Origin of the sequence: Pseudomonas campi, assembly GCF_013200955.2 — a bacterium.
GTDB lineage: Bacteria > Pseudomonadota > Gammaproteobacteria > Pseudomonadales > Pseudomonadaceae > Aquipseudomonas > Aquipseudomonas campi.
Genome location: NZ_CP053697.2, coordinates 3,606,078 through 3,629,552 on the forward strand (window position 1 = coordinate 3,606,078; position 23,475 = coordinate 3,629,552).

Sequence of the window (23,475 nt, forward strand, 5' to 3'; positions counted from 1 at the left end):
CAACCGGCTAAACCACTTCACCCAGCAGCGACAGCGCCATCTGCCGCAGCTGCTGCAGATCCACCGGCTTCAGCAGGCAGGCCTGAGCCCCCTGTCGGCGTGCCTCTGCTTTCTGCACCTCGTCGACGGCCGCACTGACCACCAGCACCGGCACATCGACCAGGCGCGGCTGGTTGCGCATCCACTCCAGCAGCTCCAGGCCATTGCCGTCGGGCAGATCGAGATCCAGCAGCACCAGCGCTGGAACCTGCTCGACCAGCAGCAGCTGGGCGCGCCGCAGCGAGCCAACGCCCTGCACCTCGGCCATATCGCGCAAACCTTCCTGCAGCACCCGCAGGCATGCTGGATGGTCCTCGACACAGAGCACCTGGGCCAACGGCAGCGCGACTTCGCCAGCGCCGGCCGAGCCGACATGGCTCAGCAAGTCCTGCGGGCAGGCCGCGCTCGGCAAGTCGATCCAGAAACGACTACCAGCACCCGGCGCACTGCTGAAACCGATCTCGCCATCCATCAGCGCCGCCAGTTCCTTGCACAACACCAGGCCGATACCGGTACCCGGGATATTCGAACTCTCCCGGCCGAGGCGCTGGAATGGCTGGAACAGCTGCGCCTGCTGCGGCTCGCTGAGCCCCGGACCGCTGTCCTCAACCCACAACCGCACACCCGCCGGGCGCAGCTCATAACCCAGGCAGACCAACCCCTGAGGGCTGTTGTACTTGAGCGCGTTGGACAGCAGGTTGAGCAGCACCTGGCGCACCCGGCGCACATCCGCCAGTACATACAACTCGCCGACGATGCCAGGCGTCACCCGCAGCTGCTGGCCGCGCTGCTGCACTTCCGGCTGGACCAGTTCGGCGCAACTGGTGAGCAGCGCGCTGACTTCCACCGGTTTGAGCTGCAGATGCTGGCGACGACTCTCGATGCTGGAGAGATCGAGAATATCGTCGACCAGGGATGTCAGATGGCGGCTGGCCAGGACGATCTCGCGGGCGTACTCCAGCTCCTGGCGAGCCTCTGGCCGCTCCTGGGCTTCCAGCTCGATCAGTTGGGCGAAACCATGGATAGCATTGAGCGGCGTGCGCAGCTCGTGGCTCATGCTGGAGAGGAAGCGGCTCTTGGCCTGGCTGGCGGCCTGTGCCTCCAAGCTGGCATGGCGCAACTCCTCCTGCACCAGCTTGAGGCCGGTGATATCGACATGCGTACCGGCCGCGCGCACGGCACTGCCCTGCTCGTCGCGCTCGATGACCTTGCCGCGGCTGAGCAACCAGACGTAGTTACCCATGGCATCGGCATAGCGATATTCCGCCTCGAAGAAATCCTCGACGGCGTCTGCCAGGCTCAGACGCAGATGACGAATACGCTGCAGATCATCCGGGTGTACGCGCTGGTTGAATTCGGCAAACGGCAGGCAGCTCTCGCGCAGCCCGAAGCGTTTGACGAAGCGCTCGCTGACACAGATGCTGAGGCTCGCCGCCTCCACTTCCCAAAGGCTTTCCGTGGTGCTTTCCAGCACCAGCTCGAGGGTGCGCTGCACCTGCACGCGCTGCGCCTCACTGGCCTGCAATTGCTGGCCAGCATGCTGCACTTCCTCGGCCATCTCGGCCATCTCCAGAATCGCCGTCTCCGGCGCCGCCGGCTTGCGCTCGCCCACCGCCAGGCTGCGCATCATCCCGACGATCCCGGCGATGGGCTCGGCCAGCTCATTGCTCAGATGCCGCGAACGCAGCCACATCCAGCTACCGAACAGTAGATAGAAGAACACCAAGCCGGCGATCAGCAGGTAGCCGATCTGCAGGTATTGCTCGGCCAGGCGGTTGGTCTCGCGAAAGATATTCGCCTCATCCACCACCAGCAGCAGGCGCCAGCCGGTCTGCGGGATCTCGCTCCAGGCCATCAGCTGGTTACGGCCACCCAGCTGCACCTCCGCCACACCATGGGTGGCCGTGGCCATGGCAGTCAGCAGCGGCTTCAGCCCCGCCTGGCGATCGAGTTTGAAGTCTTCCGGCTTGAGCACCTCGCGCCTGACCGCTTCGGCATAGGAGTACTGCGTCAGCTCGCGCAGGCCGAAATCGTGCTCACCGGTGGCCGGTAGCGCCATGATGCCGTTGTCGCGGCTAACCAGCAGGGCATAGCCTTGCCAGGGCACCTGCAGGCTGCCGATCTCGGCAAGCATCTGGCCGACCGTGACATCCAGGCCCACCACACCTTCGAGAAAATCACCGCGATAGACCGGCGCCACCGCCGACATCATCCAGCCCAGGCCGGCCGGATCGAGGTAGACATCAGTCCAGGCCGTCTTGCGCTGCGGGTTGTGCTCGGCATTGGCCAGGTAATAGAAGTTGTACTGCGGGATGACCATGTCATGGGGATATTGCTGCAGCACATCGAAATACGGATAGATGCGGTTGTAGCTGTCCCACGCATTGAAATACACGGCGGCCACCAGCGGGTCGGCCTGCTTGATCGAACGCATCAAGGGATCGACACGCGACAGACGCAACGCCTTGTCGCGGTCCTGGCGCGCCGGCGGCGTGCTGTTGGCATAAAAGGAAGCCGCACGGCCATCGTCACTGCGACTGTGAAATACGCCATCGGGCGCCTGCACATGGCGCGCATGCTCCAGCTCATCCGGCTGATAGCGGCGGTCCTGCAAGGTCTCGCCTACTGCATCGCGAAAAATACTGACCTGAGCCTCGATGGCGCGCAGGCGACTGTCTATCACCTGCCCTTCGCGCTGCACCGCACTGGCCAGGTCCTGCAGGGCACTGCTCTGCAGATAGCCCACCTGGGAGTCGCGGATCGACTCGTTGGTGTACAGGTACATGCCAATCAGCACCGACTCGACCAAGACCAGGGGAATCAACGCGCTCTGCAGAAAAGCCTGCCATATCCAGCGGCGCAGAGGTTTGTGCTGTGCGGACGGCATGCCGACGCTCCAAAATCAGGACAGGGGAATGATGGCACATGGCAGCGCCAGAGCGAGTCGACAGCTACAGAAATCCGGCCAGCATTCTAAAGCCAGATCGCAGGTCGACGCTGGGGAACCTTTACCGTAAACTGCGTGTCCTACTCATGTAGGAGAGTTTTGGGGCCGATTAGGATTCGACGCCGGTAGCGAAGCTCTAGGTGCATGCCGACTTGGTAACAGAAGTCGTAAATCCACTGTTGCAACTTTCTATAGTTGCCAATGACGAAAACTACGAGGGCTACGCTCTCGCTGCGTAAGCGGCGCGACTAGTCCTTCTGGTAGCTTCGGCTCCAGCGATCACTAGGGGATGCCTGTAAACCTGAAGTGATTGTCATGCAGAACAGGATCGCCGCGTAGTACGTTGTGGACAAAGTGGCTAAAACTTACACAACTCGTCCAAAGCACCCTGCCCGTCGGGCGGCTACGGATTAACTCAATAGACACGGCTAAGCATGTAGTACCGAAAGTGGAGAACTGGCGGACGGGGGTTCAAATCCCCCCGGCTCCACCATCAAATGCACAGAGCCCCGTACTCCGGGGCTTTGCGCTGTCTTGGCCTGCCATTTTCGGCAGGTGTGACATCGACTAGTCACTGAATCGCCCCAGCTTTCCTAGACACTCTCCAAGCTCTGGAAATAGCGCTTTTCAAACTCCACTGGCGATAGCTGCATAGCGCTGCTGTGCCGGCGCTTGGGGTTATAGAACATCTCGATGTAATCGAACACATCACTGCGGGCTTCTTCACGGGTTCCGTAGGTTTTCCGTCGGATGCGTTCCCGCTTCAGCAACTGGAAAAAGCTTTCCGCGACCGCGTTGTCGTGACAGTTACCGCGTCGGCTCATGCTGCTGATCAGGTTGTTGGCCTTGAGGAAACTCTGCCAGTCCGAGCTGCTGAACTGGCTGCCCTGGTCGGAATGGATCATCACTTCCTGCTTGGGCTTGCGCCGCCACACCGCCATCAGCAACGCATCGATGGCCAGGTCGCTGCACATCCGAGGCTTCATCGACCAGCCGATCACTTGGCGAGAAAACAGATCCAGCACCACCGCCAAGTACAACCAGCCCTCATACGTGCGGATGTAAGTGATGTCGGTGACCCAGACCTTGTTCGGTTCACTGACATTGAACTGCCGCTCCAGACGGTTGGGCGAGGCCACCGTCGGCTTGCCACCGTAGTACCCGGGGCGCCGGCGATAACCGGTCTGCGAGCGCAGTCCCTCTCTCCTCATCAGGCGAGCCACACGGTGCCGGCCACAAGACTCGCCCAGCTCACGCAGGTCGTCGTGGATCTTGCGGTAGCCGTAGACCCCGCCGCTTTCCAACCAGGCATGCTTGATCAAGCCCAGCAGACGCTGATCTTCCTTGGCACGCGCGGATTTCGGCTCGGCCAGCCAGGCGTAGTAACCGCTGGGATGCACCTTGAGGGTCTGGCAGAGGCGCCGCACCGGGTACTCCACCGACAGCTTTCTGATAACGGCGTACTTCAGCCGGACTCCTTGGCAAAGTACGCGGCGGCCTTTTTTAGGATGTCTCGCTCTTCAGTCACTCGCTTGAGTTCGGCACGCAGGCGACGCAGTTCGGCCTGCTGATCATCTACCTGCTGCCGCTGTGCTTGCGGCTTGCTGTAGCGCTTTACCCAGGCGTACAGGCTGTGTGCGGACACGCCTAGACGCTCGGCCACATCGGCAACGCGCAAGCCGCGCTCGGTAATATGCTTGACCGCTTCGATCTTGAATTCTTCGGGGTAACGCTGGTTGCTCATGGCACCTCCTAATGGGCCTCATTATGAGGCTTGGAGGTGTCTACGAAACTAGGGGCGATTCACCTTGCCGCTCTTGGTTCCGCTGAAGGTGCTCACCGAGTTACGCAGCCCGGTCGGTTTCAGTTTCTCGGCTTCTGACCAGCGCGCACCAGTAGCCAAGCAGATCAGCGTGATGATCTCGACCTGTGGGTTTACTCGCCTAGCTACAGCGCTTCGGGGCTTAGCTGGCTCGTATGAGCATCAAGCAGAACGTGAAGCAGGAAGGAATCCTTGGGGTTGATTTAAGGCTCTCTCAGGAGCACCCCAGCGGCCTACAGGCTGTATCCCAGCATGTATCCCACAAAGCCATCGACAAAGGACAATTCTTTAAAATCAAAGCGTTAATAGCCATGTTCAAACGACCCCGGCCCACCAAATACACAAAAAAGACGTCCTAGGACGTCTTTTTTTTGTGTCTGAAACCCAATAAGTACGGGACCTTCAGCGCCATCGCCAGCAGCGGACGCCTTATCCCTTGAAGCCCTTGGCCATCAAATAAACCTCATTCGAGCGCGGCCGCGATGCTGCTGGTTTGCGTACGACCACCTTCTCGAATGAGGTGCGCACGTCACGCAGAAACTCGTCGGAGCCCTCGCCCTGAAAGACCTTGACCACATAGTTGCCACCAGGCTTGAGCACTTTGCGGACCATATCGAGGGTGAGTTCAACCAGATACATCGAAGACGCCTGGTCGGCAACAGCGACGCCGCTGAGGTTGGGGGCGATGTCGGAGACGATCAGATCGGGCTGTCGGCCATCGAGCTTGGCGAGAAGCTGCTGGAACACGCCGTCCTCGGTAAAGTCGCCCTGAATGAAGTCGACGTTATCCAGCGGGTCCATCGGCAGAATGTCGGTGGCGATAACCCGCCCCTTCTCACCCACTAACTTGCCGGCCACCTGCGACCAGCCGCCCGGCGCGGAGCCAAGGTCCATGAGCAGCATGCCGGGGCGGATCAGCTTGTCCTTCTCGTTCAGCTCGATCAGCTTGTAGCTGGAGCGCGAGCGCAAGCCATCCTTCTGCGCCTGTTTGACGTAGGGGTCGTTGACGTGTTCATTCAGCCAGCGGGCGCTGCTTTTGGAGCGTTTCATAAGGGAGCCAAGCAAGGAGGATCAAGGTGGGGCGCGAACCAAGGCCTAGGGCAAAGGGACGCAAAGTGGCGGCAAGTATAAGCCGATAGTGCTGTTGAGGTTAAATCCACGGGGTGCGGCCCTGTCAGGCCGGCCTGACAGGGATGGGCTGCGGCGGCTACAATTCGCACCTTACTTCCTCTTTTATTGCTTCCTTTGCCGGAGTCACCGGCCAGGATTACCGTCATGATTCGCATCAACGAACTGTCTCTGCCCCTCGATCACTCCGCCGATGAGTTGCGCCAGGCCATCGTCAACCGCCTGAACATCAGCGACGCCGACCTGCTGAACTTCAGCGTGTTCAAGCGCAGCTACGATGCGCGCAAGAAGAACAGCGTCATCCTGTTCATCTATATCGTCGATCTTGAAGTCCGTGACGAGGCGGCCACCCTGGCGCGCTTTGCCGATGACCAGCATATCCGCCCCTCGCCAGACACCCACTACTACCCGGTAGGTCAGGCGCCGGACGATCTGAGCGAACGACCGCTGGTGGTGGGCTTTGGCCCCTGCGGCCTGTTCGCCGCGCTGCTGCTCGCGCAGATGGGCTTCAAGCCGATTGTGCTGGAGCGCGGCAAGGATGTGCGCAGCCGCACCAAGGACACCTGGGCCCTGTGGCGCAAGAAGGTCCTGACCCCGGAGTCCAACGTGCAGTTCGGCGAGGGCGGCGCCGGCCTGTTCTCCGACGGCAAGCTGTACAGCCAGATCAAGGACCCGAAGTTCTACGCCCGCAAGGTGATGCATGAGTTTGTCCGCGCTGGCGCGCCGGACGAGATCATGTTCGTGAGCAAGCCGCACATCGGCACCTTCCGCCTCACCGGCGTGGTCGCGGCCATGCGCGAGGAGATCATCGCCCTCGGTGGTGAAGTGCGCTTCGAGAGCAAGGTGACCGACCTGCTGATCAACGATGGTCAGCTGGAGGGTGTGGTGCTGGCCAGTGGCGAGACCCTGCGCAGTCGCCATGTGGTGCTCGCACTGGGCCACAGCTCGCGCGATACCTTCCGCATGCTGCACCGCCAGGGCGTGTTCATCGAGGCCAAGCCCTTTGCTGTGGGCTTCCGCATCGAACACCCGCAAGGCCTGATCGACCAGGCGCGCCTGGGCAAATACGCGGGTCACCCGGAACTGGGCGCCGCCGACTACAAGCTGGTGCATCACGCCAAGAATGGCCGCGCCGTTTACAGCTTCTGCATGTGCCCCGGCGGCACCGTGGTGGCCGCCACCTCCGAGCCGGAGCGCGTGGTGACCAACGGCATGAGCCAGTACTCGCGCAACGAGCGCAACGCCAATGCCGGCATCGTCGTCGGCATCAACCCGGAGCAGGATTTCCCCGGCGGCCCGCTGGCCGGCGTGGAGTTCCAGGAGCGCCTGGAGTCGGTCGCGTACAAGCTGGGCGGCAGCGATTACTGTGCGCCGGCGCAATTGGTCGGTGATTTCATTCGCGGCGTGCCGTCGAGCGAGCTGGGCGAAGTGGAGCCTTCCTACAAGCCCGGCGTGCGCCTGGGCGACCTGGCGCTCTCGCTGCCGGCCTATGCGATTGAGGCCATTCGCGAGGCACTGCCGGCATTCGGCAAGCAGATTCGCGGCTTCGATCGCGACGACGCGGTGCTCACCGGTATCGAAACCCGCACCAGCTCCCCGGTGCGCATCACCCGCGACCACGAAACCCTGCAAAGCCTCAACCTGAAAGGCCTGTACCCGGCCGGTGAAGGCGCCGGTTATGCTGGCGGCATCCTCTCGGCGGGCGTGGACGGCATCAAGGTCGCCGAGGCGGTGGCCAAGTCGATCCTGGCCGAGCAGAGCCACTGATGAAACTCGACGACATCAAGAAGCTGCAGCAGAAAAAGTACCGCGCCGAGCTCGGTCATTTTCTGGTGGAGGGCGAGCATCTGCTGCTGGAACTGCAGAAAGCGGCCTTGCACAACCCGCTGCTGCAGCGCAGCCAGCTGTATGTGACCAGCGCCTACGAGCACTGGCAGAGCCCGTTCAAGACCCAGGTGATCAGCGACCGGCAGATGGCGCAGATAGCCGACACACAGACGCCGCAGGGCATTCTGGCCGTGGTGCCCATGCTGGAAAGTGCTGCGCCGGCTGTTGCCGGCGAGCGCGCCATCTATCTGCACGAGATCCAGGACCCGGGCAACCTCGGCACCATCCTGCGCACCCTGGCCTGGTTCGGCGGCTTTCGCTGCTTGCTAAGTCCCGGCAGCGTCGACCCCTACAACCCCAAGGTCGTGCGCTCCAGCATGGGCGCCATTTTTCATGCACCGCTGGAGCTGGATGTGCAGCTGGACTCCTTGCGTACGCGCTTCGCGCACATCGCCTGCCTGGATATGCAGGGCGAGCCGGTGCAGTCGGCCGGCTTCAAGGCCTTCGATTGCTACCTGTTCGGCAACGAGGCCCGCGGCGTACCCCGCGAGCAGCTGATCGCGCTGAATGCCCAGCCGTTCACGATTGCCGGCTGTGGCGCCATCGAGTCGCTGAACCTGGCGACGACGGTCAATATGTGCGCGTACGAGCTGAAGAGATAACGGCTCGGCGCCGACTCAGAACAACCCCAGCTGCCGGTCGACCAGACGACTGAAGTCGTCATCCACGAACGGCAGGATCGCATCGGCCACCGGCTGCAGCTGACGTGACAGGTAGTGCTCGTAGTCGATCAGGGAACTGCGGGTTTCCAGCGGTTCCGGCCCGGCGAGGGTCATCACGTAGCTGATCCAGCCACCGTTCTGGTACTGCCGCGGCCGGCCCTGGCGCTCGTTGTAATCGTCGGCCAGGCGCGCTGCACGTACATGCGGTGGCACGTTGCGCTGGTAGTCGCCAAGCTGGCGGCGCAGGCGTTTGCGGTAGATCAGCAACTCATCCAGCTCGCCTTCCAGGGTGCGCCGCACGTATTCGCGCACGTAGTCCTGATAGGGCTGGCGGTGGAAGATGCGCCGATAGAGTTCCTGCTGGAACTGCTGGGCCAGCGGCGACCAGTCGCTGCGCACCGTTTCCAGGCCCTTGTAGACCATATCCTCCTGGCCGTCGCCACGCTGGACCAGGCCGGCATAGCGCTTCTTGCTGCCCTCCTCCGCGCCGCGAATGGTCGGCATCAGGAAGCGCCGGTAGTGCGTCTCGAACTGCAGCTCCAGCGCGCTGTGCAGGCCGTATTCCTGCTGCAGGTGTTCGCGCCACCACTGGTTGACCCGCTGCACCAGCGCCCGGCCGATACGCGCTGCATCTTCTTCCGCATGTTCATGGCCGAGCCAGACGAAGGTGGAGTCGGTGTCGCCATAGATCACCCCATGGCCTTCGGCTTCGATCAGCTCGCGCGTGCGGCGCATGATCTCGTGGCCGCGCAGGGTGATCGACGAAGCCAGGCGGGTATCGAAGAAACGGCAACCGCTGGAGCCGAGCACGCCGTAGAAGGCGTTCATAATGATTTTCAGGGCCTGCGATAACGGCTGATTGCGCTCGCGCTTGGCGGCCTCGCGGCCCTGCCAGACCCGCTCGACGATGGCCGGCAGGCAATGCTTGCTACGCGAGAAGCGCGCGCCGCGAAAACCGGGGATCGACTGGCTGTCGTCGGGATGACGCAGGCCCTCTACCAGGCCCACCGGGTCGATCAGGAAGGTACGGATAATCGAGGGATACAGGCTCTTGTAGTCGAGCACCAGCACCGACTCGTACAGGCCAGGGCGCGACTCCATGACGAAGCCACCGGGACTGGCCTGCGGGATTTTCTCGCCGAGGTTGGGCGCGACGAAGCCCTGGCGGTGCATCAGCGGCATATAGAGGTGGGTGAAGGCCGCTACCGAGCCGCCGCTGCGGTCGATCGGCAGGCCGGTGACGGCGGCGCGCTCGAGAAGGAAGGTGAGCAATTCGGTCTTGACGAAGATCCGCGTCACCAGCTCGCAGTCCTTGAGGTTGTAGCGCGCCAAGGCGGGCTTGTCCTCGGCGAACATGCGGTTGATCTCGTCCATGCGCTGGTAGGGTGTATCGATCGATTTGCCCTCGCCGAGCAGGGTCTGCGCGACGTATTCCAGGCTGAACGAGGGAAAGCTCCAGGTCGCCGAGCGCAGCGCCTCGATGCCGTCGATGATCAAGCGGCCGGCGGCCGCGGCGAAGTAGTGCTTGCCGCTGCCGTGCTCGCGCCAGCCCATCTCGTCACCGCCACGCCCCAGGCGCAGCGGCACCTTGAGACGCTGGGCATGTTCGTGCAGCACGCGCAGGTCGAACTGCACCAGGTTCCAGCCGATGATCGCATCGGGGTCATGCCGGGCCAGCCATTCGTTCAATCGTTCCAGCAACTGCGCACGGCTGTCGCAGTAGTCGAGCTGAAAGTCCACGGCGCTGTCGTCGCCATTGGCCGGGCCGAGCATGTACACCTGGCGCTGGCCGCAGCCTTCCAGGGCGATGGAGTACAGCTCGCCATGTTCGGTGGTTTCGATATCGAGGGAGACCAGGCGCAATGGCGGGCGGTAATCCGCGACGGGCTTGAGTTGCGCTTCGAGCAGGATGCCGCCCTCCCCGGGCGTACCGCCGAACAGCAGCGGCGCGGTGATGAAGCGCTCCATCAGGTAGCGCTCCGGCGGGCGCACATCGGCCTCGTAGACGTCGACGCCGGCCTTGCGCAACTGCTTGTCGAGATTGATCAGCTGCCGGTGCTGCTGGCAGTACAGGCCGAGCACCGGGCGATGGTGGAAATCGCACAGGCCCAGCTCGCGCAGCTCCGCACCGCGTGTGCCTTGCAGTACCGTTTCGGCGCGCGCGCGTTGCTCAGCCGGAATGAAGGCCACCGAGGGCTGATACGGCAGGCGCACCAGGCGCGGGCCGGTGTCGGTCGCCAGCCAGAACTCGACCTGCGTACCGGCCGGCGTATCGCGCCAGTGCCGGGTCAGGACAAAGCCCTGCTGTAGTTCCACGCCTGCAACCTCGGAAGTCTGTTTCACGGCGCAATTCTACTGGCACAGCTGAGTATTCGCTGCGCTTAGTCGCACCACGGCATGCAGCGGCAACACGTCTCTGCCGAGCCGCGAATAGCCAAAGGCTTACACGGGCAAGCTGCGATCCGCCCTGTTGTAAGTCTCCGGCAGTCACTAATCTAGCCACATCACTGCTGCGCAGGACGCGCAGCAGGATCAAGGATGATCGACCATCGCCAAGAAGGCAGCTGACAGGATGTCGGAATGGTCTGAGAAAAACCCGCTTCGGCGGGTTTTTTGTTGCTGGCGAAAAAATCCTACCCCTAGCCTGCTAACCAGGCGCCGCGCGTCAGGGGCGGCAGTCAGCGCATGGATCAGTATCCGCTCGGCGCCATTGCCGGCTATTTCCCTCCGAAACGAAACCGACAGCACTTTCTTGCTCGCCACAGGCACGCTTTATCTGCTGCGCCCGGGTATTGACCTTGGCTACACTGGCCGCCTGCCAACAAGAAGAGTGCGCCATGTTTCGTCTGTTGTTCTGGATTGCCCTGATTGCCGCTGCCGTCTGGCTGTGGCGGCGTTTCAATCGCCCCGCCAGCGCCAAGCCTCAAGCTGACACGGCAGAACCTAGTGCGCCGCCGATGGTGCGCTGCGCGCAATGCGGCGTGCATGTCCCGCGCGATACCGCGCTGGCCGACGCGCAGCGCTGGTATTGCAGCCAAGCCCACCTAGAGCAGGACGCCCACTCAGGTGAACGCTGATGCAATGACCCTCGAAGGCGTCCATGGCCGCCGCGTCCTGCGCCTGTACCACCTTTACCGGGTAACCGTTGGCCTGGCCCTGGTGCTGTTGATCTCCAGCGACCTGGACGAGGATCTGCTCAACCTGGCCCACGCGGGACTGTTCCGCGATGGCAGCTGGGCCTATCTGATCATCAACATCCTGATCGCCGTTCTGATGCAGCGGCCACGCCATCTGCTGCAGGTGTTCAGCCTGGCGCTGGCAGACGTCATCCTGCTGGTGGCGCTGTTCTACGCGGCGGGAGGGACACCCAGCGGCATCGGTAACCTGCTGATCGTTTCAGTGGCCATCGCCAACATCTTGCTACGCGGCCGGGTCGGCCTGCTGATTGCGGCTGTAGCGGCCATCGGCATGATCTACCTGACTTTTTACCTGAGCTTCAGCCGCCCTGCCGCTGCCAGCCAGTACGTTCAAGCAGGGGCTCTTGGTGCCCTGTGCTTTGCCGCCGCGATTTTTCTACAGGGTTTGAGTCGCCGCCTGCAGCAAAGCGAACAACTCGCCGAACAACGGGCGGTCGATGTCGCCAGCCTGGAAGCCCTCAACGCCCTGATCCTGCAGCGCATGCGCACCGGCATCCTGGTGCTGGACGATCAGCACCGCGTGGTACTGGCCAATCAGGGCGCCCTGACCCTGCTCGGGCGCACCGAGCTGACGGGCAAGATCCTCGACCCGCACTGCCCGGAACTGGTTCGCCGCCTGCAGCAATGGCTGCACAACCCCACCTTGCGCCCGCAGAGCCTGCAGGCCATTCCTGATGGAGCGCTGCTGCAGCCCAGCTTCATTCCCCTGCACCGTGGCGAGGAAACGCACACGCTGGTGTTTCTCGAAGATATCTCGCAGATCACCCAACAGGCCCAGCAACTCAAACTGGCCTCGCTGGGCCGCCTGACTGCCGGCATCGCCCATGAAATCCGCAACCCGCTCGGCGCCATCAGCCACGCCGCGCAACTGCTGCAGGAGTCGGAAATCCTCGAGGGGCCTGACAGGCGCCTGGCCCAGATCATTCAGGACCACTCGCGGCGGATGAACCTGGTCATCGAGAACGTCCTGCAACTGTCGCGCAGGCGCCAGGCCGAACCCCAGTTGCTGGATCTGAAATACTGGCTGCACCGCTTCGCCAGCGAATTTCGCAGTTCGGCGGCCCTGGAGCAGACCCTGCACCTGGAAACCTCCGGCAGCGGCCTGCAGACCCGCATGGACCCGCACCAGCTGACCCAGGTGCTGACCAACCTGGTACAGAACGGCATGCGCTACAGCGCCCAGGTGCACCAGCTCGGTCAGGTCTGGCTCAAGCTATTTCGCGACCCGGACAGCGACCTGCCCGTCCTCGAAGTGCTCGACGATGGCCCCGGCATTCCCGCCGAGCAGCTACAACATATCTTCGAGCCCTTCTACACCACCGATAACAAGGGCACGGGGCTGGGCCTGTATATTTCCCGCGAGCTGTGCGAAAGCAACCAGGCGCGCCTCGACTACAAACCGCGTGAAGGTGGCGGCAGCTGCTTCCGCATCACCTTCGCCCACTCACGCAAACTGAGCTGACCATGAGCACCCGGCAAAGAGCCCTGATCGTCGACGACGAGCCCGATATCCGCGAACTCCTGGAAATCACCCTGGGCCGGATGAAGCTCGACACTCGCAGCGCCCGCAACGTCAAGGAAGCCCGCGAATGGCTGGCCCGCGAGCCATTCGACCTCTGTCTGACCGACATGCGCCTGCCCGACGGCACCGGGCTGGAGCTGGTGCAGCACATCCAGCAGCGCCACCCGCAGGTACCGGTGGCGATGATCACCGCCTACGGCAGCCTGGACACCGCGATCAATGCCCTCAAGGCTGGTGCCTTCGATTTCCTCACCAAACCGGTCGACCTCGGCCGCTTGCGCGAACTGGTAGCCACCGCACTGCGCATCCGCAGCGCCAATGATGCCGAAGGCCCGGTCGATACACGCCTGCTCGGCGACTCGCCGCCTATGCGCGCCCTGCGCAGTCAGATCCAGAAACTGGCGCGCAGCCAGGCGCCGGTCTACATCAGCGGCGAGTCCGGCAGCGGCAAGGAACTGGTCGCCCGCCTGATCCACGAACAGGGCCCGCGTGGCGAGCAGCCGTTCATTCCGGTCAACTGCGGGGCGATCCCGTCCGAGCTGATGGAAAGCGAGTTCTTCGGCCACAAGAAAGGCAGTTTCACCGGCGCCATCGAGGACAAGCAGGGCCTGTTCCAGGCGGCCAACGGCGGCACCCTGTTCCTCGACGAAGTGGCAGACCTGCCGCTGGCCATGCAGGTCAAGCTGCTCCGTGCGATCCAAGAGAAAGCCGTGCGGGCCGTGGGCGGCCAGCAGGAACTGATCGTCGATGTGCGGATTCTCTGCGCCACCCACAAGGACCTGGCCGCCGAAGTGGCGGCCGAGCGCTTCCGTCAGGATCTGTTCTACCGTCTCAACGTCATCGAACTGCGCGTCCCGCCCCTGCGCGAGCGCCGCGAAGACATTCCGCTCCTGGCCGAAACCATGCTGCGCCGCCTCAGCGAAGGAACCGGCATTGCCCCAACCCGCCTGACCGACGACGCCCTGGACAAGCTGAAAAGCTACCGCTTCCCCGGCAACGTCCGCGAGTTGGAGAACATGCTGGAGCGCGCACACACCCTGTGCGAAGACGAACAGATCAAGGCCAGCGACCTGCGTCTTGCCGACACCCCCTGCTCGACCGAAGCCGGCGAGGCCTCACTGGCGCAAATCGACAACCTGGAAGACTACCTGGAAGACATCGAGCGCAAGCTGATCATGCAAGCCCTCGAAGAAACCCGCTGGAACCGCACGGCGGCAGCCCAGCGCCTGGGCCTGACCTTCCGCTCGATGCGCTATCGCCTGAAGAAGCTGGGGATCGATTGATCCTCAGCCCAGGCGCCCAGCCGGCGCATAGGGCGCCGGATCGACAATCGGACTTTCGCCCAGCATCAGATTTTTCAGCAGCTCGCAGGAAGCTGGCGCAAGCACCAGACCATTGCGGTAGTGCCCGCAGTTCAGCCACAACCCCGGATACTCGGGGACCTCACCGATAAAGGGAATACCTTCCGGCGACCCGGGACGCAGCCCGGCCCAGTGCCCGACGACCTCGGCATCAGCCAGTGCCGGCAACAGCTCCTGCGCAGAGGTTTTCAAGCTGGCCAACGCAACCTCGGTGGGCGTCTTGTCGAATCCGGCATGCTCCAGCGTGCTACCAATCAGGATGTGGCCATCCTTGCGCGGAATGGCATAACGGCCCTTGGCAAGCACCATGGCCGGGAGGAAGTCCTCGGCGCACTTGTAAAGGATCATCTGGCCCTTGACCGGCACCACTGGAAGGTTGAGCCCAAGCGTGGCCAGCAACTCGCCACTCCAGGCGCCGGATGCGAGGAGAACACGCTCAGCACGCAACTCCCCCTGACCTGTGCGCACTCCGCAGACACGCCCTCCCTGCTGAATAAAACCGGTAACCTCCGATCCTTCATGCACCGTGACATTGGCTTTTTGCGCCAAGGCGCAGCGTAGAGCCTTGAGCAGGCGCGGATTGCGCACATTGGCCACCCCAGGCATATGCAACGCCTTGGCGAAGCCATCACCCAGTACCGGCAACGTCTTGTGAACCTCTGCCATGCCGGGTTGCAACAACACTCGCCCCTCACGTCCCGCCCAGGCCAACGCCAGTGCTTCATCTTCCAAATCCAGCCAGTACAGCCCGGTGGCATGAACCTGTGGATCGATCCCCGTCTCGCGTTCCAGACTAACGCCCAGATCGGGATAAAAACCCTGCGACCAACCCGCGAGTGCCGTCACAGCGGAGCTGTAACGCCAGGGATAGAGCGGTGAAATGATACCGCCCCCGGCCCAGGAAGACTCCTGCCCCATAAAGCGCCGATCAAGCAGGCTCACCTGCAGCCCCGACTGCGCCAAAAACAGCGCACTCAGGGCGCCGATAATCCCACCACCGACGATTAGTACATTGCTCTCGGAGCGGCCTTGCAATACAGCCTGCCGAACTACACTCACCGACTCACCCACTTACAGCAAGGACGCTGTATATGAAAAATACCCATGGCCACACCCTGATTGAGCTACTCGTTTGCATGGCAGTTCTCATCTGCCTAGCCAGTATCGGCGTACCCCGCCTGATCCAGACACACCAACAAATGATTCAGCGCACAACAACCAACAACATGCTTGGCGCGCTGCATTATGCCCGTAGCCAGGCAGTTTTCTCGCGGACCAGCACCAGCCTGTGCAACGGAGAACTGAGCTGTTCGAGCAGCACGACCTGGCAAAATGGCCTCCTGGTTTTCTCCGACCCGAACGCTAACGGCCAACTGGATGCCGGAGAGGTCTTGCTGCAGAAGCTGGCCATTCCAGAAGACTACTCCTGGCGCTGGTCCAGCTTTCGCAGCCGCACCCGCATCAGCTTCGCCAACGACGGCACCACCCTGGCCCTCAATGGCACATTCACCCTCTGCCACAAAACCACCCCTACCCGGCAAATTGTGGTGAGCGTCACAGGCCGACCGCGCGTCCAGCCACCCACACCTCAGGCACGCTGCAGTTAAGTGCTACTCGTCGCGACATCTGGCACGCCTATCCCACAAGACTGTTCTTCTCTGTCACCTCCTGTAGGTTTACAACAGGAAAAAAGGGAAACCTGTGCCATGCGTAAAAGTAGTGGATTTACCCTGATAGAAATGATGATCGTGATCGCCATCGTCGCGGTAATCGCCAGCTATGGCATCCCGCAGTTCAACAGCATGATGCAGAACGGCCGTCTTTCCACACAAGTCAATGAGCTGCAAGGGCTGATGCAGTTGGCCCGCAGCGAAGCAGCGACCAATCGCGTAGTCACTCGCATCTGCGGCAGCACCGATCAAGCCACGTGCAACACCAACAATTGGGAGGGCGGCGCCATTTTGTTTCGCGACCGTGATAACAACGGCAGTGCATCGACGGCAGAACTGGTGCGGGTAATGCCGGCAGTCACCAATGGCAACACTATTCGTGGCGTCACTGGCGCTATCAGCTTTCTGGCTGACGGCACACTGGCCTCGGCAGCCATGTTGCGTATTTGCGATACCCGTGGCGCAGAAAGCTCTCGCCAAGTTCGACTCAACACCGCCGGGCAAAGCCGTATCAGCAAAGGTAATCCGGGAGACGTCACATGCCCATGATCGCAAGAAAACAGAACGGTTTCAGTCTGATTGAGGTATTGATCGCCTTACTGATTCTGGCCATCGGACTATTCGGGATGGCCAGCCTGATGATGACCAGCATGAAGTCCAACCAGAGCGCTTCGATGCGCAGCCAAGCCAGCTGGCTCGCTTATGACATATTCGAGCGCATGCGCTTGAACAGCGACGTTGCCACCAGTTCCAGCAGCTATGTTATCGCCACCAATGCCGCAGCACCCACGGACCCTAATTGCAAAACCAGTGGTTGCTCGGAAACCAATGTCGCCGTACAGGATTTATTCGAGTGGAAGACGCAACTGGTTCAATCGGGCCTTACTGGGTCCGTAACGCGGACCGGCAACGCTTACACCGTGTCAATCTTCTGGCAAGAAGACAGCTCCACGGCCTGCCCTGCCAACCAATGCTCCTTTGTTTTGAGGGCTGACCTATGAGCGTCTGTTCACAAGCGATGGCCAAGCAGCAGGGCCTTACCCTGATCGAGCTGATGGTGACCTTGCTGCTCAGCTCCTTCTTGCTACTCGGCATTCTGCAGATATTCATCAGCACCAACAGCACCGATAGAGCCAACGCTTCTCTTGCCAGATTGCAAGAGAACGGCCGCATTGCCCTGGACATGCTCAAGCAGGATCTGCGTAGAACAGGCTACCAGGGCTGCGCCTCTCCCAAGGTAACCAGCCGCGTAAACTCCAGCCGCACTTTCCCGCTGGACGCCATGGGTGAGCAAGGCACAGAGCTCATCGAAGGGGCCGCGACCGCCAGCGATAGCCTGATCATGCGCCATGCCAGACCGATGATGATGCGCGCAACCAATATCAGTAATACCCAGGTCACCTTTGTCAGCGGCAACAACATTAACTTCACGGAAGGTGAGCGCTACGAATTTATCCTGACCAACTGCGAGGAGGTTGCAATCTTCACTGGGGTTGCTTCAGCACGCAGCGCTAATCCAGACCTCACAAGTTCGATGCCCAATCGATACACCCTCACCAGCCTGCAAGGCGCCAACAGTGGCACGCCGCCAAGCCTGTACGGCATCCCCCTAGGTGAAGGCTCGCAATTTCTCCAAGTGATTGAAAATACCTACACCCTTGAGGGCGACCCTAGCAACCTCGACAGCGCCGGCAATGAAATATCGACCCTCTACAAGAACGGCGAGCCAATGATTGCCAACGTCGATAACTTCCAGGTGCTCTATGGGGTCACCAGCGGCACTCAGACCAGTTGGGTAAATGGCGAAGACCTCACCAACGCTCAACGCGAGGACGTCAGCCGCCTGCAGATCAGCCTGGTGATATCCAGCCCTGACGAAGTTAGCGACGCAGCCAATACGCAGTCGTTTGCCATTGCCAATATTGGCACCGACACGCAGCTCGACGCCATCGCAGATCGTCGCCTACGCCGCGTACTGAATACTGTCGTAGACGTAAGGAACCGCCGACCATGAAAACTCTACATCGCCAAAACCAGCAGCGCGGCATGGTGCTCGTCGTCAGCCTAACTCTGCTGTTGCTGCTAACCATTCTGGCCATCAGTGCCTCGACCAGCTCCTCGCTGCAAGAGCGCATGGCCAGCAATGCCCAGGAAAACAACGTGGCGTTCCAGGCAGCTGAAAGCGCACTGGCCAACCTCAGCAGCCAGGTCGAAAATGGCACTACTCCTGTCGCTGACAGCGTGCTGGCCTTGACCTACCCAACTCGAACCGTTCGCGCGCGCATGCAGGCCGCCTCACGCTACGCCGAAGGCTCCAGCCTGGAAGCCGGTGAAGGTTCAGGCACCCCCATAATCCTCATCCACGACTTCACAAGCAGCGCGACGCTTGACGCATCCGCCACAACGGCCGCAGCAATCACCGACGACAATACCAATGCCCGCCACCTGCAGGGCCATCGCGAACGCATCATCCAGTGATGCATCCGAGGACTAAATAATGAACAAGCGCCTCTCCGCACTTCATCGCCTGGCTCTCTGCACGGTTTCCAGCATCCTGGTGCTGCATAGCGCAGTCAGCCATGCCGACGACACCGAAATTTTCTTCGGTGGTGCCGCCATCGATGACAGCGTTCGCCCGAACGTATTGTTCGTGCTAGACAACTCGGGCTCCATGGCCTGGCGTACAGACAGCAACAGCAACCCGTCGGGCTCGCAGCAGTCGCGCATGCAGATTCTCAAGGACTCATTCTCGACCATCATCAACAATGCTGGCGCCATCAATGCGGGCATCATGGTGCTCAATAGTCGTAGCGCCTATGACAATACCCGCATGGTCTACCCAGTCAGCAACATCGATGACCCTCTGCCCTCATCGGTTCAGCTGGTGGCCAGCACTCCAGAAATTCGCGCGAGTGGCGACGATGCCACTCAGAGCTCGCTGAGTAGCACCGCCGTCATCAACGCTACATCCCTGGTCATGGGCAATATCTCCACGCCGATTATGGTGGGCACCACCAACACCAACACCCTGAAAAACGATGGTGCCTACTACCTGACTTCGACTGGCTATTCCTGCGCCCTCAACCCCAACGCCCTAGATCCGGTTGCTGGGCGCCCAAGTACCAACTGCCCGAACGCCTCAGCACTCTCTACCATAAACCTGCGCAATAACAGCTCCGGCAGCACAGCTCTGTTTCATTTTCGTGGCATCAGTCAACCGGCAGATAGAACCATTACCAGCGCCTATCTGGAGCTAACCCCAACTAATGATCAAAACAATAGCAATCGTCCGCGACTTGATCTCTACATAGAGAACGCCAAGGTACCGGCTGCTCTCGATGACAGCGGCCTGCTCAACCCAGCCGCCGCCCCTCGCAGCTTCATCTATAGCGACCCAAGAGCCAGCAGTTGGCAAGATGGCGGCACGGCGCGATTCGATATCACCAGTGAGCTTCGTAATCTGCTGGATAATGATGCTGATCCGATCGGCGACTTGGTCATGAGATTCCGCGCTCAGCAGAACCGCGACTACACCTTCGCCGCACAGGGCGGTACTGCCGCGGTGATGCCGCGCATCGTGATCAACTATGACGATATCAGCTCCCAGATCGAAGCACGTAAAGGTGGCTTGCGCTTCCAGGATGTCGGCATTCCCCAAGGGGCGACCATTACCGCCGCCTACCTTTCCTTTACACCTGCCTCTAGTAACAGCGACGCCGTACGCTTTGCAGTGACAGCCGAGAAAGTGGCTGATGCCGCCATTTTCACGGGCACCACCAACATGGGCGCAAGGCTGCCTACCACCGCCATAACCACCTGGGATGCACCAGCCTGGTCGACCAGCTCGCCACCCGTAGCAATTGAAGGGCCCGACGTCAGGGCACTGGTTCAAGAAGTCGTGAACCTGCCCACCTGGTGTGGCAATAACTCCATGGGTTTCTACCTGAGCCCGACCAGCGGAGTCGGTACTCGCACGGCCCACAGCATCGACGGAGCGCCTGGCCTGCAACCCACCCTGACGGTTACCTATACCGGTGGTGAAACCGGGTGCCTCAACCCAATACTCGAAGCCACGGTCAATAACCCGAAGAACGATGCTTATGAAGAGTCGGATGACGACATGGTTCTGGGCGGAGATACCCTACCGGTTGATCAGAGTCGCTTCGCTGCTCGCTTCGAAGGTGTTCCGCTGATTAATGGCGCAACCATTCTGGACGCCCAAGTGATTTTTACCCCAGCTAACACTGTCCCCACTGCCAACGTCACCACCACTGTGCGCTTTGAGAATGCCGACAACTCGGCCCCCTTCACCGCCACCGACGACGACATTACCGACCGTAATGACACGACCGACAGCAGTTGCACACTGAACAGCTGGGTCGCCAGCACGCCAGTCACCTGTACCAACACAACCCTTCGCTCAGGCCTGCAAAGTGTCGTAAACCGCGGCGGCTGGTCACCAGGCAATGCACTCACGGTGATGTCGGTGCAAGGCAGCAACTCCACGCTGGAAGTCCAGGCCTATGAAAGCAACCCAGCCGAAGCGATCAAGCTGAGGATCAAGGTTGCCAACGGCGGCTTAGCTTCATCCACCTATACCGTACGCAATCATCTGAACGCCCTAGTACAGGCCATGAATGCCAGCGATGGCACACCGATAGTTCCCACCATGAACGAGGCAGCTCGTTACTTGCGCGGGGAACGCGCAGGTTATAGCAGCCCGATTACCAGCACTTGCCAATCCACGCACCTGGTCGTATTGACGGATGGCCAGGCCAATGGGAACGGCGCACAAAGCTCGATCGGTACCCTGACCGGTAGCAGTTGCACAGGGGATGCGAGCCTGTCTGACGAGCAATGCGGACGCCGGCTGGCAACCTGGATGGCGACAAACGATCAATCCAGCATCGCCGACGACAATTTCATCACCACCCATACCATTGGTTTCGCCCTGGGCGCATTGGCCCCCAACACCGGCCCACAAACCTTCCTGACGGACATGGCCAACAATGGCAAGGGCAAAGCTTATACAGCCGAGAATGCTTCAGAACTGAGCACGGCGTTCAGCAAGATTCTCCAGGATGTGCTGAGTACCGACACCACCTTCGTCAGCCCTGGCGCCACGGCCAACCAGTTCAACCGGCAGAGCAACAAGAACGAGGTGTACTTCGCCCTGTTCAAACCGTCGGAAACCAATAGCTGGGTCGGCAACCTCAAGCGTTATGGTTTGAATAGCAACTCCGGCGACATCATCATTGATGCTGACAACGTTGGCGCCATTGATACCAACACTGGGTTCTTCAAGTCTACTGCACGCAGCTTCTGGACCACTGGCAGCGATGGCAACAACACCGCACTTGGTGGTGTAGCAAACAAACTGCCGGCTTATGCTACTCGCAAGGTCTACACCTACACCGGCAACTCCCCAGCTGCTGCAGTTGCGCTGAACGCTGGAGCCTATCTGCTGAATGACGCCAACAGCAACGTCACCCAGGCGATTCTAGGTGCCAGCAGCGCGGCCGAGCGGACCTCACTGATCAACTGGATTCGGGGCCGCAACGATGACGGCAGCCAGCGTAACGCTATCGGCGATCCGTTACATTCTGTTCCACGCCTGGTGACCTATGAGTGCAGCAGCTTCACTGACAGCACCCTGACCGCTTGCGCCAGTGAGAAGCAAAGCGTGTTCGTTGGCACCAACGAAGGCTTCGTGCAGGCGTTCAACACCAATACCGGTGTTGAGCAGATGGCGTTCATGCCGGAAGCACTGCTGGGCAACATCAAGGCGCTCAAAGCCAATGAGGAATCGACCACCCTGGCCCCACGCAAATATGGCATGGACAATACCGTGGTCACTTGGGTCAATGATGTCAACGGCAATGGCGTCATCTATGGCGGACGCGATCCATCCAACCCTGTGCCGACTTTGCTGCCATCAGGGCTTAATAGCGGCGAATTTGTCTACGCCTACGCCACCATGGGCCGCGGCGGACGCAATCTGTACTCGCTGGACGTGACGGACATCAACAACCCGAAAATGCGCTGGTTCATTACCCCCAGCACTCCTGGCTTCGCCAAACTTGGCCAGACTTGGTCGACTCCAGTTGTAACCAAAATCGACATAAACGGCACCAGCACACCAGTTCTCATGTTCGCTGGCGGATATGACGAAACACAGGACGACATCAGTATTCTCAACCAGAACAAGGACGGTTCTGCGCGCACGCAAGATAGCCAGGGCAATTCCATCTATATCGTTAACGCCCTGACAGGCACCCTGATCTGGTCCGGCAGCAATGAAGCGACCAACGTCTCCGCCCAGGCCCACCAACAGCTGAGCAAGATGACTTACAGCATCCCCAGCAGCTTGCGGGCAATCGATATCAACCGCGATGGCTATGCCGACCAGTTCTTTGTTGGCGACATGGGCGGGCAAGTCTGGCGTTTCTTCATCAACAACGGCAACAGCACCAGCAGCCTTGTCAGCCCGCTCGATAGTGGCGCAGGCACCACTGGCGATGGTGTTTTCGCTAATGTGATTCCAGCCAACACTGGCGGCGAGACAACTGCTGAATTGAAAGGCAAGCTACGCCGCTTCTACAACGAGCCCGACATTGCCCTGCTAACTGTCAACGCAGGCAAGGCACTAGTTGTGAACATCGGATCTGGCTACCGCGGGCACCCGCTGGACACTGGTGCAGATGATCGTTTCTATTCATTCAGAACCCCAATCATCGACAGCAATGCCGCTCATACCGTCATAACCGAAGATTCCATGTACGACGCAACGCTGAACCTGGTACAGGAAGGCTCTGCAGCCCAACAGGCGGCGGCCGCCACCGAGTTCGCCAAGAACAGCGGTGGCTGGTATATCCGCCTGGAGAATGACGGAGAGAAGGTTCTCGCAGAGTCCACAACCTTTGGCGGCAAGGTGTACTTTAGCACCTACGAACCCAATGCCAGTTCAGCCAACAACTCGTGCAAGGCGGTACAAGGTGTAGGGCGTGCCTATGCGGTCAACCTCTTCGACGCTACGCCCATGACCCAGACAGTTTCTGGCACACCGGATCGTGCAGACAGAAGCCAAGAGCTTCTGACTGCGGGAATTCCACCCAAAGGTATTATCCTATTCCCCGAAGGTAGCGGCGCCCCGCCACCGGTGCAGTGCGTTGGTACCGAATGTGCGGAACTGAAGATCGATAACACTGTCGGCCCGACCTACTGGATTGATGAGCTCTAA

Annotated in this window: 16 protein-coding genes and 1 other RNA gene; 12 read left to right on the plus strand and 5 right to left on the minus strand. The window is 60.8% G+C overall.

Translation table 11 applies throughout. The features are described from left to right. Positions 1 to 7 precede the first annotated feature (7 nt). Positions 8 to 2,926 (minus strand): hybrid sensor histidine kinase/response regulator, encoded by a 2,919-nt coding sequence (locus HNE05_RS16735; protein WP_173209434.1) that lies wholly within the window; start codon positions 2,924 to 2,926, stop codon positions 8 to 10. Between the two features lie 161 nt (positions 2,927 to 3,087). Here HNE05_RS16735 and ssrA point away from each other — a divergent pair. Beyond that, positions 3,088 to 3,479, plus strand: a transfer-messenger RNA (tmRNA) gene (gene ssrA / locus HNE05_RS16740). A 100-nt stretch (positions 3,480 to 3,579) separates the two neighbouring features. Here the strand turns inward: ssrA and HNE05_RS16745 are convergent. Then, positions 3,580 to 4,730, minus strand: a protein-coding gene (locus tag HNE05_RS16745; protein WP_173203138.1) for an IS3 family transposase whose coding sequence is annotated in 2 segments (ribosomal slippage) — positions 3,580 to 4,493 and positions 4,493 to 4,730 — 1,152 coding nt in all. Because the reading frame shifts where the segments join, the coding sequence is not laid out codon by codon here. Positions 4,731 to 5,237: 507 nt separating this feature from the next. After that, on the minus strand, positions 5,238 to 5,858 hold the full coding sequence (gene rlmE, locus HNE05_RS16750; protein ID WP_173209436.1) for a 23S rRNA (uridine(2552)-2'-O)-methyltransferase RlmE: 621 nt from the start codon (positions 5,856 to 5,858) through the stop codon (positions 5,238 to 5,240). A 225-nt stretch (positions 5,859 to 6,083) separates the two neighbouring features. Between rlmE and HNE05_RS16755 the strand changes: the two genes are divergently transcribed. Both HNE05_RS16755 and HNE05_RS16760 read left to right on the plus strand, forming a co-directional pair. After that, positions 6,084 to 7,703: an NAD(P)/FAD-dependent oxidoreductase gene (locus HNE05_RS16755; protein ID WP_173209438.1), complete on the plus strand. Its 1,620-nt coding sequence runs from the start codon at positions 6,084 to 6,086 to the stop codon at positions 7,701 to 7,703. Continuing rightward, entirely contained in the window at positions 7,703 to 8,425 is a 723-nt protein-coding gene (locus HNE05_RS16760; RefSeq protein ID WP_173209440.1) for a TrmH family RNA methyltransferase, read from the plus strand. The genes HNE05_RS16755 and HNE05_RS16760 overlap by 1 nt, the downstream gene beginning before the upstream one ends. A 15-nt stretch (positions 8,426 to 8,440) precedes the next feature. Here the strand turns inward: HNE05_RS16760 and HNE05_RS16765 are convergent, their stop codons facing one another. Continuing rightward, entirely contained in the window at positions 8,441 to 10,801 is a 2,361-nt protein-coding gene (locus HNE05_RS16765; RefSeq protein WP_173211715.1) for a DNA polymerase II, read from the minus strand. A 521-nt stretch (positions 10,802 to 11,322) separates the two neighbouring features. Between HNE05_RS16765 and HNE05_RS16770 the strand changes: the two genes are divergently transcribed. The 3 genes from HNE05_RS16770 to HNE05_RS16780 are packed head-to-tail and all read left to right on the plus strand — an operon-like array spanning position 11,323 to position 14,487. Beyond that, positions 11,323 to 11,562 carry a PP0621 family protein gene (locus tag HNE05_RS16770; protein ID WP_173209442.1) on the plus strand — a complete coding sequence of 80 codons (240 nt, stop codon included), beginning with the start codon at positions 11,323 to 11,325 and terminating at the stop codon, positions 11,560 to 11,562. Between the two features lie 4 nt (positions 11,563 to 11,566). Beyond that, positions 11,567 to 13,144, plus strand: coding sequence for a sensor histidine kinase (locus HNE05_RS16775; RefSeq protein WP_173211716.1), 1,578 nt, complete (start codon positions 11,567 to 11,569; stop codon positions 13,142 to 13,144). 2 nt (positions 13,145 to 13,146) lie between these two features. Next, complete coding sequence (locus tag HNE05_RS16780; RefSeq protein ID WP_173209444.1) at positions 13,147 to 14,487, plus strand: sigma-54-dependent transcriptional regulator; 1,341 nt, start codon at positions 13,147 to 13,149, stop codon at positions 14,485 to 14,487. Positions 14,488 to 14,490: 3 nt separating this feature from the next. Here HNE05_RS16780 and thiO read toward each other — a convergent pair whose 3' ends face one another. Beyond that, complete coding sequence (thiO, locus tag HNE05_RS16785) at positions 14,491 to 15,600, minus strand: glycine oxidase ThiO (RefSeq protein ID WP_173209446.1); 1,110 nt, start codon at positions 15,598 to 15,600, stop codon at positions 14,491 to 14,493. A 56-nt stretch (positions 15,601 to 15,656) separates the two neighbouring features. Between thiO and HNE05_RS16790 the strand changes: the two genes are divergently transcribed. From HNE05_RS16790 to HNE05_RS16815, 6 genes are all read left to right on the plus strand, one after another. Continuing rightward, on the plus strand, positions 15,657 to 16,172 hold the full coding sequence (locus tag HNE05_RS16790) for a GspH/FimT family pseudopilin (RefSeq protein ID WP_173209448.1): 516 nt from the start codon (positions 15,657 to 15,659) through the stop codon (positions 16,170 to 16,172). A 99-nt stretch (positions 16,173 to 16,271) separates the two neighbouring features. Next, positions 16,272 to 16,784, plus strand: coding sequence for a GspH/FimT family pseudopilin (locus HNE05_RS16795; RefSeq protein ID WP_173209450.1), 513 nt, complete (start codon positions 16,272 to 16,274; stop codon positions 16,782 to 16,784). Then, positions 16,775 to 17,236 carry a type IV pilus modification protein PilV gene (gene pilV, locus HNE05_RS16800; RefSeq protein WP_173209452.1) on the plus strand — a complete coding sequence of 154 codons (462 nt, stop codon included), beginning with the start codon at positions 16,775 to 16,777 and terminating at the stop codon, positions 17,234 to 17,236. The genes HNE05_RS16795 and pilV overlap by 10 nt, the downstream gene beginning before the upstream one ends. Continuing rightward, a complete protein-coding gene (locus HNE05_RS16805; protein ID WP_173209454.1) occupies positions 17,233 to 18,249 on the plus strand; it encodes a PilW family protein in 1,017 nt (338 codons plus the stop codon). Before pilV ends, HNE05_RS16805 begins: the two co-directional genes overlap by 4 nt. After that, positions 18,246 to 18,713 (plus strand): pilus assembly PilX family protein, encoded by a 468-nt coding sequence (locus HNE05_RS16810; protein WP_173209457.1) that lies wholly within the window; start codon positions 18,246 to 18,248, stop codon positions 18,711 to 18,713. The genes HNE05_RS16805 and HNE05_RS16810 overlap by 4 nt, the downstream gene beginning before the upstream one ends. Before the next feature lie 19 nt (positions 18,714 to 18,732). Further along, the gene (locus tag HNE05_RS16815; protein WP_173209458.1) at positions 18,733 to 23,475 is read left to right on the plus strand and encodes a pilus assembly protein; all 4,743 of its coding nucleotides are present in this window, start codon (positions 18,733 to 18,735) and stop codon (positions 23,473 to 23,475) included.